Annotated in this window: 18 protein-coding genes; all 18 read right to left on the bottom strand. The window is 30.7% G+C overall.

The genetic code is table 11. The features are described from left to right. Positions 1-18: 18 nt before the first annotated feature. Entirely contained in the window at positions 19-765 is a 747-nt protein-coding gene (locus CYO89_RS07375) for a glycosyltransferase family 2 protein (RefSeq protein WP_103597817.1), read from the bottom strand. Then, positions 731-1,912, bottom strand: a complete 1,182-nt coding sequence (locus tag CYO89_RS07370) for a glycosyltransferase family 4 protein (RefSeq protein WP_103597816.1) — start codon at positions 1,910-1,912, stop codon at positions 731-733. The genes CYO89_RS07375 and CYO89_RS07370 overlap by 35 nt, the downstream gene beginning before the upstream one ends. Continuing rightward, a complete protein-coding gene (locus tag CYO89_RS07365; RefSeq protein ID WP_103597815.1) occupies positions 1,909-2,934 on the bottom strand; it encodes a glycosyltransferase family 4 protein in 1,026 nt (341 codons plus the stop codon). The genes CYO89_RS07370 and CYO89_RS07365 overlap by 4 nt, the downstream gene beginning before the upstream one ends. Beyond that, on the bottom strand, positions 2,927-3,877 hold the full coding sequence (locus CYO89_RS07360) for an acyltransferase family protein (protein ID WP_103597814.1): 951 nt from the start codon (positions 3,875-3,877) through the stop codon (positions 2,927-2,929). The genes CYO89_RS07365 and CYO89_RS07360 overlap by 8 nt, the downstream gene beginning before the upstream one ends. Further along, positions 3,846-4,637, bottom strand: a complete 792-nt coding sequence (locus CYO89_RS07355) for an FkbM family methyltransferase (protein WP_181001906.1) — start codon at positions 4,635-4,637, stop codon at positions 3,846-3,848. Before CYO89_RS07355 ends, CYO89_RS07360 begins: the two co-directional genes overlap by 32 nt. After that, positions 4,624-5,388 carry a glycosyltransferase family 2 protein gene (locus CYO89_RS07350; RefSeq protein WP_103597812.1) on the bottom strand — a complete coding sequence of 255 codons (765 nt, stop codon included), beginning with the start codon at positions 5,386-5,388 and terminating at the stop codon, positions 4,624-4,626. Before CYO89_RS07350 ends, CYO89_RS07355 begins: the two co-directional genes overlap by 14 nt. Beyond that, positions 5,385-6,530, bottom strand: coding sequence for a glycosyltransferase family 4 protein (locus tag CYO89_RS07345; protein ID WP_181001905.1), 1,146 nt, complete (start codon positions 6,528-6,530; stop codon positions 5,385-5,387). The genes CYO89_RS07350 and CYO89_RS07345 overlap by 4 nt, the downstream gene beginning before the upstream one ends. A gap of 331 nt (positions 6,531-6,861) precedes the next feature. Continuing rightward, the gene (locus CYO89_RS07340; protein WP_103597810.1) at positions 6,862-7,275 is read right to left on the bottom strand and encodes a class I SAM-dependent methyltransferase; all 414 of its coding nucleotides are present in this window, start codon (positions 7,273-7,275) and stop codon (positions 6,862-6,864) included. A 34-nt stretch (positions 7,276-7,309) separates the two neighbouring features. Next, on the bottom strand, positions 7,310-8,410 hold the full coding sequence (locus CYO89_RS07335) for a DegT/DnrJ/EryC1/StrS family aminotransferase (protein ID WP_103597809.1): 1,101 nt from the start codon (positions 8,408-8,410) through the stop codon (positions 7,310-7,312). A gap of 89 nt (positions 8,411-8,499) precedes the next feature. Then, the gene (locus CYO89_RS07330) at positions 8,500-9,360 is read right to left on the bottom strand and encodes a hypothetical protein (protein WP_103597808.1); all 861 of its coding nucleotides are present in this window, start codon (positions 9,358-9,360) and stop codon (positions 8,500-8,502) included. A 20-nt stretch (positions 9,361-9,380) separates the two neighbouring features. Continuing rightward, complete coding sequence (locus tag CYO89_RS07325; RefSeq protein WP_103597807.1) at positions 9,381-10,613, bottom strand: lipopolysaccharide biosynthesis protein; 1,233 nt, start codon at positions 10,611-10,613, stop codon at positions 9,381-9,383. 1 nt (position 10,614) lies between these two features. After that, positions 10,615-11,685 (bottom strand): class I SAM-dependent methyltransferase, encoded by a 1,071-nt coding sequence (locus tag CYO89_RS07320; RefSeq protein WP_103597806.1) that lies wholly within the window; start codon positions 11,683-11,685, stop codon positions 10,615-10,617. Further along, positions 11,675-12,838 carry an acylneuraminate cytidylyltransferase gene (locus CYO89_RS07315; RefSeq protein WP_103597805.1) on the bottom strand — a complete coding sequence of 388 codons (1,164 nt, stop codon included), beginning with the start codon at positions 12,836-12,838 and terminating at the stop codon, positions 11,675-11,677. Before CYO89_RS07315 ends, CYO89_RS07320 begins: the two co-directional genes overlap by 11 nt. 2 nt (positions 12,839-12,840) lie before the next feature. After that, positions 12,841-13,722 carry an N-acetylneuraminate synthase family protein gene (locus CYO89_RS07310; protein ID WP_103597804.1) on the bottom strand — a complete coding sequence of 294 codons (882 nt, stop codon included), beginning with the start codon at positions 13,720-13,722 and terminating at the stop codon, positions 12,841-12,843. Between the two features lie 28 nt (positions 13,723-13,750). Continuing rightward, positions 13,751-14,494: a CBS domain-containing protein gene (locus tag CYO89_RS07305; protein WP_103597803.1), complete on the bottom strand. Its 744-nt coding sequence runs from the start codon at positions 14,492-14,494 to the stop codon at positions 13,751-13,753. Then, positions 14,494-15,555 carry a GDP-L-fucose synthase family protein gene (locus tag CYO89_RS07300; protein ID WP_103597802.1) on the bottom strand — a complete coding sequence of 354 codons (1,062 nt, stop codon included), beginning with the start codon at positions 15,553-15,555 and terminating at the stop codon, positions 14,494-14,496. Before CYO89_RS07300 ends, CYO89_RS07305 begins: the two co-directional genes overlap by 1 nt. A gap of 3 nt (positions 15,556-15,558) precedes the next feature. Further along, positions 15,559-16,701 (bottom strand): GDP-mannose 4,6-dehydratase, encoded by a 1,143-nt coding sequence (gmd, locus tag CYO89_RS07295; protein ID WP_103597801.1) that lies wholly within the window; start codon positions 16,699-16,701, stop codon positions 15,559-15,561. 3 nt (positions 16,702-16,704) lie between these two features. Continuing rightward, on the bottom strand, positions 16,705-18,075 hold the full coding sequence (locus CYO89_RS07290) for a mannose-1-phosphate guanylyltransferase/mannose-6-phosphate isomerase (RefSeq protein WP_103597800.1): 1,371 nt from the start codon (positions 18,073-18,075) through the stop codon (positions 16,705-16,707). Positions 18,076-18,168 lie beyond the last annotated feature (93 nt).

The raw sequence follows: 18,168 nt of genomic DNA, 5'->3' as shown, positions 1-18,168 counted from the left end.
GGGGGTTTACATATAAATTTATTTTTTTATAAATTGAATTATCTTTGAAAAAGGCTTTAGTAGAAACCTTAATGGGTTTATGTAAAGACCATTAGCTTTCCATGCCATATATGATTCCATATTTGCTTTTATGATATTTTTAATGCTTTTGTTGCTCTTGCCACCTATTCTCATTTTTACAAAAACTTCATCGACATAGCTACTTGTGATCTTGTATTTTTCAAAAAATCTTAACATAAGCTCATAATCAGCGGCAATTTTAAAACTAAGATCAAAAACTCCATACTTTTCGTAAATTTCTTTTTTGACAAAAAAGGTAGGGTGTGCTGGGTGCCAGCCAGATCTAAAAAGACCTTCTTGGTACTTTTTTGACCTCCAGTATCTTATAACTCTTTTTGGATCGTTTGCATCTATGTATTCAAGATTTGCATATACACTATCGATATTGCCCTTTAAAAACTCATCAGCCACTATCTGCAAAATTTTATCACTTGCGTAAAAATCATCACTATTTAATATACCCACAATATCCCCAGTAGCCATTCTAATGCCCTTATTCATAGCATCATATAGACCATTATCCTTTTCACTGATAAATTTGATATTATCTCCGTAGCTTTGCACTATCTCTATAGTACCATCTGTGCTAGCTCCATCTATGATAATATACTCTATATCTTTATAGCTCTGATTTAAAACAGAATTTATGGCATCTTTTATCGTTTTTGCATTATTCCACACAACTGTTATGATTGATATTTTCAAATTTATTCTCCAAAATATTTTTATAAATTTCAATCTGCTTTTCAATAACATACTCATTTTTGTATTGTTTTGCGCTCTCTTTTGCAGCCTTTGATAGCTTATCATAATTCTCAAAATAGTACGATCTTTCTATCACATTTTTTAGCTCATCAGGGCCACTTAAAAATCCATTTACACCATCTTTTATAAAATCACCCCTTGTTCCTATGTCATATCCTATGACTGGCACTCCTACGCTCATGGCTTCTACGATAGTCAATCCAAATGTTTCATATAATAGCGATGGTTGCAACAAATACTTTGAATGTGAGATAATAGTCATGGTTTCTTCTCTTGGACACTTACCTTTAAATATTATGTTTGACTTTGTATATCTTTGTCTAAGTTGTGCTTCAATATCTCCGCCACCAACAATGGTTAAAATATACTTTTCGTCTAGCTGATCCCAAATTTCTAAAAGCCCTAAAATCCCCTTTGACTCCTCTAGCCGCCCCACATATACATAGTTATGTTTTTGTATCTCTATGTCAAATCTCATTTGTAAGCTATTTGGCTTTAAAATGATCTTGCTTTCACTCACTCCAAGACTTTTAACCTTATCTTTTTGAAAATTTGTTAAGACAAAAAAATAGTCGATATTTTTAAAAGCTCTAATTAACTTATAAAACCAAAAAGCCAGCTGTGCTACAAAACTTTGAAGAAGTGATTTTCTATAACATCTATTTAAAATGCCAGATAAAGAAAATTTTTTATGCGCACAAATTTCACAGATACCAAAACCATCTCTATATAAGATCCCAGATATACACCACAATCTATAATTATGCAAAGTATGGATCACTTTTGTTTTACTATCTTTAGCGGCCTTAAAAACAGCAGGCGTAAGAAGCGGGAAAAAATTATGAACATGAACGATTTCAATGCCATTTTCTTTTATTATTTTTCTAACCTCTTCGTAATATTTTTTTGAAAACCATATCTCAAAAAGAAGCTTAAACTTATTTATATTGTCATTTGAAACTTCATAGAAAAAAACATTTTCATCTCCTAGTTTTTTGCGCAGTGCGTTTAGCTCATTTTTATAAACAATATCCTCACCACCGATATTGTTTGATTGATATTTATTGTGGATTATTAGAATTTTCATAAGTATGCGCTTATTTGCTGTGTATCTTTGGCATTAATGTCATAGCTATCAGCATTGCTACATAAATTTTGCAATAATGTATCGTCAAAATTTCTTATTATTTTTATAAGATTATCTTTGTCAGTAGGATCAAATATAAAGCCATTTATGCCGTTTTTGATCAATTCAGAAGAGCCACAACGATCGCTTATCAAAACTGGTAGTCCAAAATACAATGCCTCCTCTACTACTAACCCCCAAGGCTCGATCAAACTAGGTAAAATGAAAACATCATTTTTGGCAAATTCGGCACCTATAAATTTATTTTCCACAGCTCCTCTTAAGATTATATTTTTATTTGAAATAGACTGCAAAAACTCCTGCTGCTCTCCAACACCAATAATAGTGAGAGTAAAATTTGGCATAGCATTAAAAATCTCTACTAGAAATTTTAAATTTTTGATATCCACAATCCTGCCAATATATAAAAATCTACCACTAAATTTCTTTTGAGTTTTTATAAATTCTGGTTTATTTATGATGCCGACACCATTTGTGACTTTTACTTCTCCTTGAAAATTTAATGCTTTTAGCAAATCACAATGCAAGCTACCAGAGGCAAAAACTGTAGAAATCCTTGACAAAAATATCTTTTTTATAAAGCCTTTTAGTCCCTTATAACTACTTTCAAAGATAGTTGACTCAAGAGCTAGACAATTTTTGATTTTCTTGCTCGTAAAAGCTATATACCAAAATTCTGGCAAGTCCCATCCGCTGACCAAAATTCTCTTAAATTTTACTCTGCTCAGTATAGTTTTAATAGCCAATATATTTTTAAAAATTTTTCTTGTTTGAAAATCTCCTTGATATAAGACCTCGTAACCAAATAGTGCATCATTTACACTAGAAAAGTTATTTGAACGCTTTTGCGAAGTATCTGATGAGATAAATATCACAAATATCTTTAATCTTTTTGCCAATTCGTTATATAAATTTATCTTATAAAAAGCTGGTATATGAGTCACTATCAAATAATCATACATATTTAAAAACCAACCAATTTTTATTTCTCTCTTTTATAAAAATCATAAGAGAAAGTAACACCATAGAAATAATAAATTTAAATAACCAGTAATCTGATTGTAAAACCTTTTGAACAACTATGTGAGCGATATTGTTGGTATATGGATGCAGTATAAAAAGTAGCATGGTATTACTGCCCCATATTTTGATAAATTTACTATTTAATCTTATACTTTTTATGCAAAAAATAAGCACATAGACGAAAGAGACAGCCCAAATCACATTTAAAAATTTATTAGAGTAAGCTTTACTTGCCATGTCCAAATTTAAGTTAAATCCAAAAAGATAGATCGCCACAAGCACTACAAAAGACAGCAAAACCAGTATATTAGGCAATCTTTTTTCAAAAATAATATTCCCCACATAGACAAATATCAATGAATTTAGGGCGCTATCGAGTCCAAAAGGAAGATCTATATAAAAACTACCTATAAATAAAAACACGACTGCAAATGATTGTAAGAGCAAGCTAGGTATATTATTTTTTATCAAATATAAAAATACTCTTGAAAAAAATAGTGCTGGTAAAAACCATAGAACGAAAGCATAGGTGTTGCAAAGTCCAGCAAAATCCATATCTATAAAAATACCTTTGATCTCATGTACATAATCCAGAGCCTCTCTATGCAGCAGATATCTTTTTAGCATCTCCATAAAAAGACCAATAATAGAAAAAATAAAGTATGGGATCATTAATCTTTTGAAATTTTTAACTACAAAATCTTTAAAAGAGGTTTCAAATTTTATAAAAAAACCAGAGACCATAAAAAATAGCGGCATGTGCCAAGTATATATGAAGCCATTTAATGGGAAATTTATATGCCCTAGTATAACCGACAAGATCCCTATGAATTTTAAAGTATCAACCCAATCAACTCTTTGTTGCACAATAGTTATTCTCACTTAACTTTTTAATTTCTGTAAAACCATACGTTTCTAATATATCAAATACTCTATTTTGAGAAAAACATTCAAATACAATAGCTTGAATATTATATTGTGTAAAAAAGTTCCTTCCTCCCTTTAACACTTGTTCTTCGAAGCCTTCAACATCAATTTTTACTATGTACCTATTATCTTGGGAAAAATTACTATCAACAATAAATTTATCTAATGTTATTGCTTGCACCTCTATGCCATCTTCTGTTTTAATTATATGGTTTACAGTCGAGCTTCCGCCATAATCTGAAAAATGGACACTACCTATACTATCTGATAGAGCTAATTGTTTTACAAGTGTTTCGTTCAAATTATTTAGCAAAAAATTCATTTTACATCTTTTAGATGTATAAGGATGTGGCTCAAATGCTATAACACTATCGCAAACATCGATCATTGAAATGCTATAGGAACCAATATTTGCACCAATATCTAAAAATATAGTTTTACCGCATTTCTGACAATTGTTTTGCTTTGCAAATTCTCTTAATAGTAAAATTTCTTCTCTATCTGGTATATCGGTATATGCATACATGCTCGATACATTGCAATTAGGATATAAAAAAATATTTTTGCCATTAAAAATGGTCTTTGATATTATTTTTTTTGATAATCTTTTAAAAATTTGAAAAGACATGCCAATAAACAAATATTTTATTTTACATATACCATTATTTTTATTCCATATATATTTTAATACATTTAGCATTTCATAATCTCCCAATATACCTTTTGACATAGTATTTAAATAAAATCCAATATTTAATTAGATCCAAAACTAATGCACTGGCTACTTTATTATCTCTTTTTATCTTATCATACTCTTTAAATATCTCCAGAGTTCTTCCATTCCCAATGCCGTCATCTCGCCATCTGGCAGAAACGATATCTTTAGTTATAACGCTTGGAAAATTTTTATAACTTCGAAGCAAATGCTCATAGTCCATACAAAATTTATTATTTAGATCAAAAAGTCCATATTTTTCAAAATAGCTCCTTGGTACAAACAATCCCTGATGCGGCAAGGACATCCTAAATAGCAGTGATCTTTTATCAAAATTCTTGACAAATTTGGAGCTATAAATTTCATTTCCTTTTTCGTCTACTCTTTGTATCCTTGTGCTTATTATAGATGACTCTCCAGCCTTTATATCTTTAAAAATCTCCTCTAAAGTTTCACTAGATAAAAATCCATCGCCATCACCTTGAAAATTTATATAATCACCTTTTGCAGCTGTTACACCCTTATTAAAAGCATCGCTTATGCCATTATCCTTTTCGCTAATCCAATATGAAATTTTATCTTCATATTTTTTTATGATTTCTAAAGTACCATCAGTACTTCCACCATCTATTATGATGTATTCAAAATTTTTATAAGTCTGATTTATGATGCTTTTAATAGTTTGCTCTAAATATTTCTCGCCATTAAAAACAGCTGTTATGATAGAAATTTTTGGTTGCTCTAAACTCATGAATTTATTATCTCTAGGATTGATTTTTTGTAAGCCTCATAATCAAAACTATTTATTTTTAAATACCCTTGTTCTGCTTTTTCTGTCAGAAGCTTATTATTACTTAAATACATAATCATCTTTTTAGCAATGTCATTTTCATTGTTTGGATCAAATAGCAAGCCAGCCTCACCCACTTGTTCAGGCAAAGCTACAACATTAGAACAGCAAACCGCAACTTTTAATGAAAATGCTTCATATATGGGGATGCTAATGCTCTCAAAAAGTGTGGGCATAACTAAAAATTTAGACATCTTGTATAAAAATGGAAGATCAGAATAATCTATATAACCAAGATAAACAATGTCATTTTCTAATTGCAGTTCTTGTATCCTACGATCCACATTTTGGAAATTATTTTGTTTTGACCCAGTAAAAACTAATTTTAAATCCTTGAATTCCTTTTTAACAATACCAAAAGCTTCTAATAATTTTATATGGTTTTTATGTGGCCAAAATTGAGCTGGATAGAAGATATATTCTTCAGGAAGGTTATATTTTGCTTTTATAGTTTTATACAAATTTTCATCTATGGTGCTACTGTTAAAGCACTTTGGAGGTGGTGATTGGACTACATGCACCTTATTTGGATCAGCTCCCAAAAATTTTATAATATCACTTTTTACAAATTGAGATTCACATAAAATTTTATCTGCTGTTTTTGATAAAGACCTATTGTTTAGCAATCTTATAACCTTATCTCTTAATGTAAAAAAATATGGATAATATCTTTCTTGCATGTCATGCAATGTAAAAACAAAAGGCTTATTTAAATAGAAATGCGGATACAAGGATATAACAGGACAAATGAATTTATCTATATCAAGAAAAACATCCTTCTCAGATTTTGTAAAAAAAAATGGCTTTCTAATTAATAATAAAATTTGAAGAAATCTTATTAATTTATTTAAAATAAAAATATTTGGTTTATTTATTTTCCTAATCTCTATATTATATTCATCAAAACTATCATTATTGGCATCAGTAAATACAATATATGTGTTATTTTTATCTTGCGTGATGACATCTATAATAGAACGAGTATATTGATAAACCCCACCGCCTTTTGGATCTCCAAATGCAAGAATGCCAATTTTTTTCATTTCACTTTCCATCTAATTCTCATAGAATGTGCTAGTAAATTGGGAGCTAGATTGACTGTATATTTATTCGAGATTAACCTCACAATACATTTTAGTATTTTATTACCTATATAACCAGTTGCGCCATAGCTTACTTTATCAACTATTAGCCCTAGTTTCTCACCCATCTCAAGAACATCTTTTGGTCTAAAAAAACGTATGTGATCATAATTATAACTTCTAAACTTCTTATAATTATCAATTCCATAGCATAAATTGTCCAAACTAATAATGCTACCTGTAAATAAAATTTTTAATCTATCCAGAAAATCAAAATAAAGAGGAACACTAACTATGACATACCCCCCCCAACACCTATATCATTATTGTCTCGCATTATTAGTTTCACCGACTCTTCAAGCAATCTCATCGGATCAAATACATGTTCCAATACATCTAGCAATAATACAACATTAAAACGTTCGTTTATATTTAAGGGCTCTGAAATATCTTTTTTATAAATTTTAAATCCTCTATCCAAAAGAACTTTTAATGCTTCATTGTTGATCTCAACCCCAGATACAATAAACCCTTTCTTAATAAGCTCATAACTAACACTACCGTATCCGCAGCCTATATCCAAGAATTCTTCATTGCCATAAAGTTTTGGCAACATATCTTCTATCTTGGAAAAAGAATTATTTTGCATATCTACTTTAGATAACTCCTTGTAAAAATCATTATAGTAACCCTCAAATACAGCCAAAAAATATCCTTTTTTATATAATTGTTATAAAATATTATTTTTCGTATAAAATTTCTTTTATAGTTTTACATATAGATAAAACTTGCTCTTTTGTGATATCAAAAAAACTTGGCAAATTAAGTCCTGTCTTATAAATATTATGAGCATTATAAGTATTTACGCTATCAAAAATAGGCATGTCTGATAATGGATAAAAATATGGTCTTCCATCAATACCTTTTTCTTTTAGCTTTACCAAAAAATCATCCCTTTGTTTTTCTGTATAGCCCGATATTTCTAGACATATCATCCAATAAACATTTTTTATACCTGCCTGAGTTCTGTTTAATGAAATATTTTCAGCGTCAAATAACCCTTCTTTATACCATTCAAATATCTCGATTCTTTTTTGGATTAAATCTTCTATCCTCCTCAATTGAGCTAACCCAAGTGCCGCTTGGAGATTTGTCATACGATAATTAAATCCTACTTCGGTATGCCAGTATCGTTTTTCTGAACTCATTGCATGATCTCTTAAGAATTTTAATCTTTCATAAAGATTCTTGTTGTTAGTCGTAATCATACCACCTTCACCAGAAGTTATAATTTTATTACCATAGAAACTAAAAACACCAACATCACCAAAACCACCAACACGTCTTCCATCTATCTCTGCACCATGAGCTTCAGCCGCATCCTCTATAACTAAAAGATTATTTTCTTTAGCTATTTTATTTATTTTATTCATATCCGCCGGATGCCCATAAAGGTGGACTGGGATAATTGCTCTTGTGTTTTTAGTGATGGCTTTGTTGATACCATTGGCATCCATACAAAGAGTATCTGGATCAATATCAACAATTATGGGCTTAGCGTTCACATATTTTACGACATTTCCAGTTGCTACAAAAGTTAGATCTGGGATAATAACTTCATCGTCTTTGCCAATACCAAGCGCGACTAAACTTAAATGCAATCCAACCGTAGCATTTGAAACAGAGAGAGCATATTTTGTCCCACAAAAAGATGCAAATTCATTCTCAAATTTAGTAATATATTCACCTAGCGAAGATACCCATCCAGATCTTACGGCATCATTCACATAGTCTATTTCAAGTTGTGTAATAGATGGTTGTGATATAGGTATAAAGTTCATTTTACCATTTTCCTTTCCTTTTTGATTATTTTATCCAAAAAATAAACTCTAATAAGTATAAAACCGTTGATACTGCAATCTTGGCTGCATTACCCACCCATTATATTTTTAAATTTTTTGTACTCAAACATATTTAACAAACTATCGCCCGAACAATTAAATATTTCACCATTTTTAAAATTTTCAGCAATTAACTCTTTTTCCAAAAATACCTTACCAGTAGAAAAAAATTCATCTGATTTCTTGGTGCCCATTCTTATTTGTTCATTATGTTGATGAATAGAAGTCTTATAAAATCTAAAGCTCTCTTCATTTTTTAAGCAGATGTAGTTGTGATCAACTCCAAGTAAATATATTTCTTTAAATCCCATATAAATAGCAACTATTAAAGCATATGTACTAGCAGTATTTGCAGCCCAAATTTGATTTTCAATACTTATATCTTTCTCTTTAAACTTATATTCTTTGTCTACATTGATTCCAGCAAAATACCAATTAATATTATGTTTTTTAAATATTCCGTATTTTTCAAGGATATATCTTATATTATAATCATACATATTAAGTCCAAAAATCATATTAACATTTACAGGTACATGCTTTTCCATATCTTCAAGCCATCGCCTCCATTCATCTTCCGTTTGTGGTGGGTGAATAGGAGCGACTAAATAATATTTTTGTATATCTCCGCTTGCAATCTCATCAAAATCGTTATGTACATAAAAATTATTAAGTGCGAACACGATTTCATTTTTTAATGGCTTTAGATCTTCGCTTTTTATTGATGGACCACTACCAAGAATAAAGCATCTTTTGCCTTTATGTTTGTCTTTTAAGTTAATATTCTTTAATATTATTTCTTTATATTTTAAAAAATGAATATAGCTTCTTGCATATCTTAATCCATTTAATAGTATTGGTGGTATTATTTTTTTTACTAAACGTTTCATTACTACACTCCAACCTAAGCTCAACTAACACACTGCAAATATATTTTTTTAAGTATATCAGCATAAAAATATCTTTTTACTAAAATAAAATAAATACCTAAAGAAAAAATTGTTGAATAACTATAATATAAAATATCAGTATGATAAAAAACAAAAATACTATTTAAAATTAAATTTAAGGCTAAAATTATAAATTGATATTTTAATAATACAAAATGATGATTATCACTAATCATATAATAAATATACATATTATTAATCGACAAAAATATTGCGGATAAAATCAGAACAAAAAATAGAAATTCTGTACCAAGATATCTTTTAACAATAATTTCTAAGAATAATGGATATGTTATTACTGCAATTATAGAGGTTACTGCCAAAAAAACATATACTTTTTTATTGGTAGTCTCCACGATATTTTTTACAGAAATGAAATCTTTTTGTGCTACGTATGTGTATAATAGTTGAGAATATGGCCCAAAAAAACTCATCGATAACAGCCATATGTTCATAGCTAACGAAGATGTAAAACCATATGTAGCAAGTTCTTCAGAAGAATAAAAGGTAGATATAAACCATCTATCTGCAGTTCTAAAGAGCAGGTCTATCGCCCAGATCAAATAGACAAAAAAACCTATCTTATAGATCTCAAAAACAATTTTTTTAAAACTATAGAATTTAATATTATAAAATGTTAATGGGACTAAGCAAAAAGACACTAAAAAAGTTACGGATGTTACTATAAACTGAGCAATAAATATAGACTCAATATTTTGATAGTAATAAAATATTAATATTGTTACAAATGGTCTAAGTATTTCATCTAAACTTTTTAAAAAATTAACTTTTTCAAATTCATGTTTAGAATTTAAAAAAATCTTAACATTTTCCGTATAATGTGAAAAAAAGAAATTTGCAGCTATTACAAGAATTACTGATGAACTAAGCTTAATATTTAATAGCAAAAGTATACTTGCACCTATAAACTGAATAATATGAGAAATAATGTTACTATATAAAAATAATTCATTCTCATTTTTTTTATCTACTATATATTTTGGTAATAAAATGACCGTACCATGCATAGAACCCAATTGTAATAACGGCAATAAAGACAATACCATCGTTATATAAACAAAAGTGCCATAGTCTCTTTCTGAAAGACTCTTGGCTATATATATAAATGATAAAAAAGACAATCCTTTTGAACATATAGCTATTAGTAAATTCTGTAAAATAACTTTTTGCAACTTATCTGCCCAATATTCTTTTTACAAATTCTTTCATGCCTAGCTTATCTAATAGCTTTATAATTGCCTCCCTAATATAATAAGGGTTCAACTTTAAAACATGTAAAATATAATCTCTTTTTAATTGATTTTCGACCTTAACCGCCCATTTCGTCATCTCTTTATCATAAATTACAATATTATCTCTCATACTCCAATCAATAAGCTTTTGAAGTAAAAAAGTGCACCTTTCATTACCATATATTACCCTCAAGCCTAATGATTCGAAAAAAACCTTTAAGTAGTAGTAGTAGTAGTAGTTATGCACATGTGCATTTTGAAAATACAAGATTGGATTAAAATATGTCTTTTGAATATCAAATATGCCTGGTACTTCTACCAATAAATATCCTTCATCAGAAATCAACTCTATAATTTTATTCATTGTATTTATTGGTTCATTAAAATGTTCCATAACATGAGATAAAATTATTAAGTCCTGAGATTTCTTTGGAGTTTTATCAATATCAAACTCGCCTTGATATAAATTTAATCCTTTATTTCGTCCGAACCTTAAATATTTTTCTCCAAAATCACAGCCAGATACTCTTTTACCGTTCTGATAAAAAGGGTATAAGATTCCACCAGCACCACATCCTATTTCAAAAACAGTATTAATATTGCAAATTTCAATATTCTCTTGTATAAGATTATAAAAAATTTGACCTCTTTGAACTTGCGAGTTGAAAAACTCCTCGCTAGCTAATTCCATACCAACATATATATCCCTATACTCATTTCTATAAAATTCTGAAGTTGAGTAGTCGTCGAGGCGTTCTTTTAGTCTAATGATTCCACATTTCTTGCAAAGTACATTACAGCACGGTATCCCATATCTATCTTTTTCTGCGACAACAATATCTGTAAATTCATTAGTGTTACCACATAGGCATGGATTAGACACTAATTTATATTCGCCATTTTTGATCTTAGTTTTAAATTTTAGTATAGTATCTTTTTGTAGCCCATTTAAAGGCACAATTGCTTTTTGATCATTTCTCCAAATTGGGAAATGTATGAGATTATTTATCATGGTAATTTCCTAAGACATGCTCAGCGAATTCTCTGACAGCACCATCTCCACCTTTTTTTGAAAGTACGATAATATTTAAGACGTCTTTAATCTCTTGTGTAGCATCTAAAGGACAAGCAGCTAATCCTACGCTTTGCAATAGTTCTTTACAGTTTATATCGTCTCCTACATATGCCACTTCGCTAAGTAAAATATTTTCATTTTGGCATATTCTTTTAACTGCTTCTAACTTACCATTATGCTCTATTCCTTGACGTAAAAAATCTACTTTTAACTTTTTAGCACGATTCTCTACTATTTTTGTATTTTCGCTTGTAATTATTCCTGTTTTTATACCGGCACGGTGCAATAGTTCAAATCCTTTTCCATCACGAGTATTAAATTTCTTCAGTTCATTACCATTTTCACCATAATACATTCCAGCATCCGTTAAAGTGCCATCGACATCAGATAAGAAAAGCTTTATAATTGGTTTTATTCTTTTTGACAAAATATATTTATACATCATTTTCTCAGCTATTGTCCAGTCATCTTCTTCGTCTATTTCAATAGCTGTAAATTCTTTCATCTCATAAATAGACACCTTGCCGCTTAAACGATTTTTATATCTTTTTATATTGCCTATACTATTTATATAAAATGCTCCATTCTCCATAAAGAGACCATAAAAATCTTGTCTACGTGGACGATTTTTAAAATCATAATTTATGGGATTCGCATCACCATTCCAAAAAAATCTCTTTGTCCTAACGCAAGTAAGCAACGAATCGGCTTTATTTTTTTTAAACAACTTTAATGCTTCATCAAAATCCTCTGTCTGTGTAAGAGGAGAAGTTGCTTGTACCAAAAAAAATAAGTCGTCCTCTCTAAAATTATTTTTATAAATAAATTCAAGCATTACAGATTCTGTACTAGATGTATCTTCAGCATTTTTAGGATCTCTGTCATATACTTCGACTTTTGTAAAATTAAAGTTATTTACAATTTCTTTTATTTTATCACAATCAGTAGCCACAAATATTCTATCGATATTAATTGAATTTTGAAGCGATAAAATAGTCCAGTAAACAAGTGGTTTGCCACAGAATGCTTTAATATTTTTAAGTGGTATAGATTTACTCCCACCTCTTACTGGAATAAACGCTATATTCATTATTATTTCCTATTTTTTAATTTTTCTCTTTGAATTTGTTCTATAAATAAAATTTCTTCTTTTTTATAGTGTAGTGCTTCATATGTAGCGTTAAGATCTCTTATAAGTTTTCTTAGACCATCTGGCTCAAGCGAAGCCGCATGATCAGTTCCTTTCCAAGTCCTATCCTTTGTAAAATGCCTTTCTATCCATCTAGCACCTAAAGTATAAGCCGCTACATCAAGCGCAATACCCAAATGATGTCCAGAAAATCCTATTTCATTTATTCTATGTTCATACTTTTCATAAAGCCGATTAATCTCAAGTAAAGAAACATCTTTTGCCGGTACAGGATAGCCTGAAGTACAAGAATAAATGAGCAATCTCGATTTTGCTTTATTTGTTTCTTCAAAAAAATTCACTATTTGTTCAATTTCATTTTTTGAAGTCATGCCAATAGAAAGCTGGACTTGCCCATTAAACTCATCTCGAAGAATTTTTAACATTTCAAAGTTGTTATTACAAGCTGACGGAACTTTTAAGAATTGTGGATTAAGAGATATCATCTCTCTTGCACTAGTTGTATCCCAAACTGAAGTAGAATAAACTATTCCGATATCATCACAATATTCTTTTAAAATTTTATGCTGCTCTAAATTAAATTCTAAATACTCTCTATGCTCACCATAAGTAGCACCATACGAATTCTCCGGAACAGGATGTGGAGCATTGTATTGTTCTTCTGTAAGCAACTCTTTATTATTTCTTTTTTGAAATTTTACATAATGAGCCCCCGCTTGCTTTGCTAAAAATATAAGCTCCTTCGCTATGTTAAGTTGTCCCATATGATTGCACCCAATTTCTGCAACCACTTTTGGTTCTATGTAGTCAAATTTAAATGACATTTACATCTTTCTCCTATTTATATTTTTTCTATTTTCTACCATATTTATCAGCATATCTGATAATATCATCCTCACCAAAATATTCCCCCAGCTGAATTTCAGATAGAACAATATTTTCATCACTATTATTAATAATTTGATGTTTGCATCCTCTTGGTATATAAATATATTTTCCAGGAAAAATATCAGATAAAGATTCATCCAATATCAATTTGCCTCTACCTTTTATTATAATCCAATGTTCTTCTCTTTTTTTATGTTCTTGGAGGCTTAACTCCTCTCCAGGAAATACTGTGATTATCTTGGCTTGCGCATTTGACGTTAAAATTACACTCTTATAAAAACCCCAAGGGCGATTATAGATTTCATGTTCCAAAACATAGTGGTCAAATGATGAAAAATCATACTTTAAGTCAAAACTTATATTCTCTAAAAGCATAATGTGAAATTGTTTTTTTGTAATCACATTAAGAAGTTTCATATTTTTATCCACTATCGGCAAAAAATCTATCTTATCGGATTTAAATTTCTCACATACATCATTGAAAGTTGATTCTAAAGACAAATATTCAAAATCAACATTTATAACCATATTAACTGTATCATATATAGTAAGTTCATTCAAGAAACCCTTTCTTATATCGCCGTCAGTTAGAACTCCTATAACAGAATTATTATTGTTAAGACAAATTAAAAATCTTTTTTTATTTTTTTGAAGTTTCAAAAGTGCAAATTTAATGTTTTCATTACAATATATCACAAAATTATTCATTAAAAATTTATCCCCATATTTCCTAAATACCACTTACAAAGTGTCTTTATTCCATCTTCAAGCTCTATTTTGTGCTTCCAGCCAAGAGAGTGGAGCTTAGACGGGTCAGTTAGTTTTAGTATCGTTCCATCAGGCTTGCTATAGTTAAAATATAGCTCACCTTTAAAGCCAATTATATTTTTAACCAAATTTGCTAGCTCATTTATCGAGATATCTTTGCCTGTGCCTATATTTATATGTGTATTTCTTATATCTTTGCTATTTTTATCATAAGTATCTTTAAAGTCTCTATTCTCCAGTAAAAACACACATGCATCAGCCATATCTTCTGAGTGTAGAAACTCTCGTCTAGGCTCTCCTGTGCCCCAAATTTCTACTCTATCTTTTGAAATACCAAATTTACCAAGATAAGCCATAGCTTCATTTATATCTCTTGCTTTTAGATCTTTTACCACTTCGTCAAATTTTTCTTCGCTTAAAAGCTTTGCTAGGTGTATCTTTCTTATAAGTGCTGGCAATACATGCGAGGTTTCTAGGTCAAAGTTATCATTTGGACCATACAAATTTGTAGGCATTACAGATATGAAATTTGTACCATATTGCAGATTATAGCTCTCACACATCTTCATGCCAGCTATTTTAGCAATCGCGTATGGCTCATTTGTGTATTCAAGTGGAGATGTCAAAAGCACCTCCTCGCTCATTGGCTGTGGAGCATCTTTAGGATATATGCAAGTACTTCCCAGAAATAATAGTTTTTTTACCTTATGCAGATAGCTTTGATGGATCACATTATTTTGAATTTGTAAATTTTCATATATAAAATCAGCCCTATACGTACTATTAGCCACTATTCCGCCGACCTTTGCAGCGGCCAGTACTACATACTCAGGTTTTTCTTTTTCAAAAAACTCACAAACTGCTTTTTGATCCATAAGATCAAGCTCGCTATGAGTTCTTGTGATTATATTTTCATAGCCTTTTGATTTTAAATTTCTCACTATAGCAGAGCCTACCAGACCCTTGTGCCCTGCTACATAAATTTTGCTATTTTTATCCATTTTTTACTCGAAATAGCTCATTATCTCATATCCACCATCTTTTAGATAGAGATCTTTTGTCATGAGCTTTAAGTCTGATTTCATCATGTCATTTACTAGATCTTGAAGATTAAATTCTCTCTTCCAGCCTAGTTTTTTCTCTGCCTTACTAGGATCTCCAAGTAGCAAATCAACCTCTGTTGGTCTAAAATATCTTGGATCCACGCAAACCACAGTTTGACCAACACTTAAATGAGATAAATTTAAATTTAACTCTTTTGCCTTTTCAAAATTTAGTGAGTCCACGACTCCTACCTCGTCTACACCAGCCCCTTCAAATCTCAAATTTATACCAGCATAGGCAAATGCAAATTTTACAAAATCTCTAACAGCTGTCGTTTGTCCAGTCGCTATCACCCAGTCTTCTGGCTCTGGAGCTTGCAGTATCATCCACATCATCTTCACATAGTCTTTTGCATGACCCCAGTCTCTTTTGGCGTCTAAATTTCCAAGATAAAGTTTGTCTTGAAGTCCAAGCGCTATCTTACTAGCTGCTCTTGTGATCTTTCTAGTGACAAATGTCTCGCCTCTAACTGGTGATTCATGATTAAACAATATACCATTACAAGCAAAAATGCCATAAGCCTCTCTATAATTAACCGTTATCCAATAAGCATACATCTTTGCGACAGCATAAGGGCTTCTTGGATAAAATGGCGTAGTCTCGCTCTGTGGTGTCTCTTGCACTTTTCCGTAAAGCTCAGAGGTAGATGCCTGATAAATTTTAGTCTTTTTTTCAAGCCCTAGTATCCTTATAGCTTCAAGTAGTCTAAGAGTGCCTGTACCATCAGCATTTGCGACATATTCTGGAGTCTCAAAGCTTACATGTACGTGGCTCATGGCAGCTAGGTTGTAAATTTCATCTGGCTGTACCTCTTGGATGATCCTTGTTAAATTCATAGAGTCCGTCATATCGCCATAGTGCAAGAAAAAGTTTCTATTATCAACATGTGGATCTTGATAAAGATGATCTATCCTATCTGTATTAAAAAGACTTGTTCTCCTTTTTATGCCATGGACTATATAACCTTTTTTTAGTAAAAATTCTGCCAGATACGATCCATCTTGGCCAGTTATACCAGTTATTAACGCTACTTTTTTATCCATAAATCACCTTTTAAAATCATCATCTAGGCGAATTATATCATCTTCGCCTGTATATTCGCCGACTTGAGCTTCTATTAAAATCACAGGGATCTTACCTTCATTAGACAACCTATGAACTTCACCCATTTTTATATAGATAGACTCATTAGGACAAACAAGTCTAGTTGTCTCGCCGATCGTTACTGTGGCACTACCTGATAGTACTATCCAGTGCTCATTTCTATGAAAATGCTTTTGCAAAGATAGCCTTTTACCAGGCTTTACCTCTATTATTTTTATCTTATAGCCATCTTGATTTTCAAGAACAGTGTAGTTTCCCCATGGTCTGTTCGTAGTAAGATGAGCATTGCAAAGCTCAGAGCTCTCTTCTTTTAAAATTTCTACTACATTTTTTACTTTTTGGCTTGAGGACTTTTTAGATATTAAAAGAGCATCTTTTGTATCAACTATAGTTAGATCATCAACATCTATTAAGGCTATTTTTTTGCCACTAGATAAAACTAGGTTATTGTGAGAATTTATCTGCACCAGGTCGCTATTTATTGTATTGCCATTGGCATCTTTTGGTAGCTGCTCATCCAAACTATCAAAGCTTCCAAGATCGCTCCAAGATGCATCTAGTGCTACCATTTTTACGATATCTGATTTTTCCATCACAGCATAATCTATGCTGTTTTGTGGGATATTTTGCATATCGGTAGAGTCTATTTTAATATCAAATTCATCTTTTTTTGCGTTATTGAAAGCTAGCTTACATGCTTCAAGTATCTCAGGGGCAAAAATTTTCATCTGATCCAGGAAAACACCTGCCTTAAAGACAAACATGCCTGAATTCCAGTAGAAATTCTGATCTTTTAGAAATTTAACTGCCCTTTCATAGTCTGGCTTTTCATAAAAAGCCTTTACATCACCGCTAAAACTCTCAATATAGCCAAATCCAGTCTCAGGCGAACTTGGTTTTATGCCAAAAGTAACTAAAAAATTTTGTTCAGCCAGCTCTTTTGCTACCTTTACGCTCTTTTGATACTCTTTAACATCCTTTATGAAATGATCAGATGGCGTTACTAAAACCACTTCATTTGGATCAAGTGCGAGACAAGCCAATGTGATCGCCGGAGCAGTATTTCTACCAACTGGCTCAAGCAGATATTTGAAATTTGTGATATTTAAATTTTCTATCTGATCCATTGCTAAGTAGTAATGATCAATATTTGTTATAACAAATGTCCTATCACAAATTTCACTATTTCGCAGTGCTGTTAGCTGGAAAAGAGACCTATCATCAAATAATTTAATAAATTGTTTTGGCATCAAAGTCCTGCTAATAGGCCATAATCGCGTACCAGAACCACCGCATAATAATATATTAGTCATAATTTATTTCAACTTTAAATTAATATTAAAAATTTTATTTAATTAAACCAAAAACTCACTTTTAAATAGATAAATTTGATGACCTTCACTCAC

The sequence above is a fragment of the Campylobacter concisus genome, from assembly GCF_002913765.1.
GTDB lineage: Bacteria > Campylobacterota > Campylobacteria > Campylobacterales > Campylobacteraceae > Campylobacter_A > Campylobacter_A concisus_BB.
Note: the sequence above shows the minus strand (reverse complement) of the source record. Positions and strands in the feature narration are given on the sequence as shown.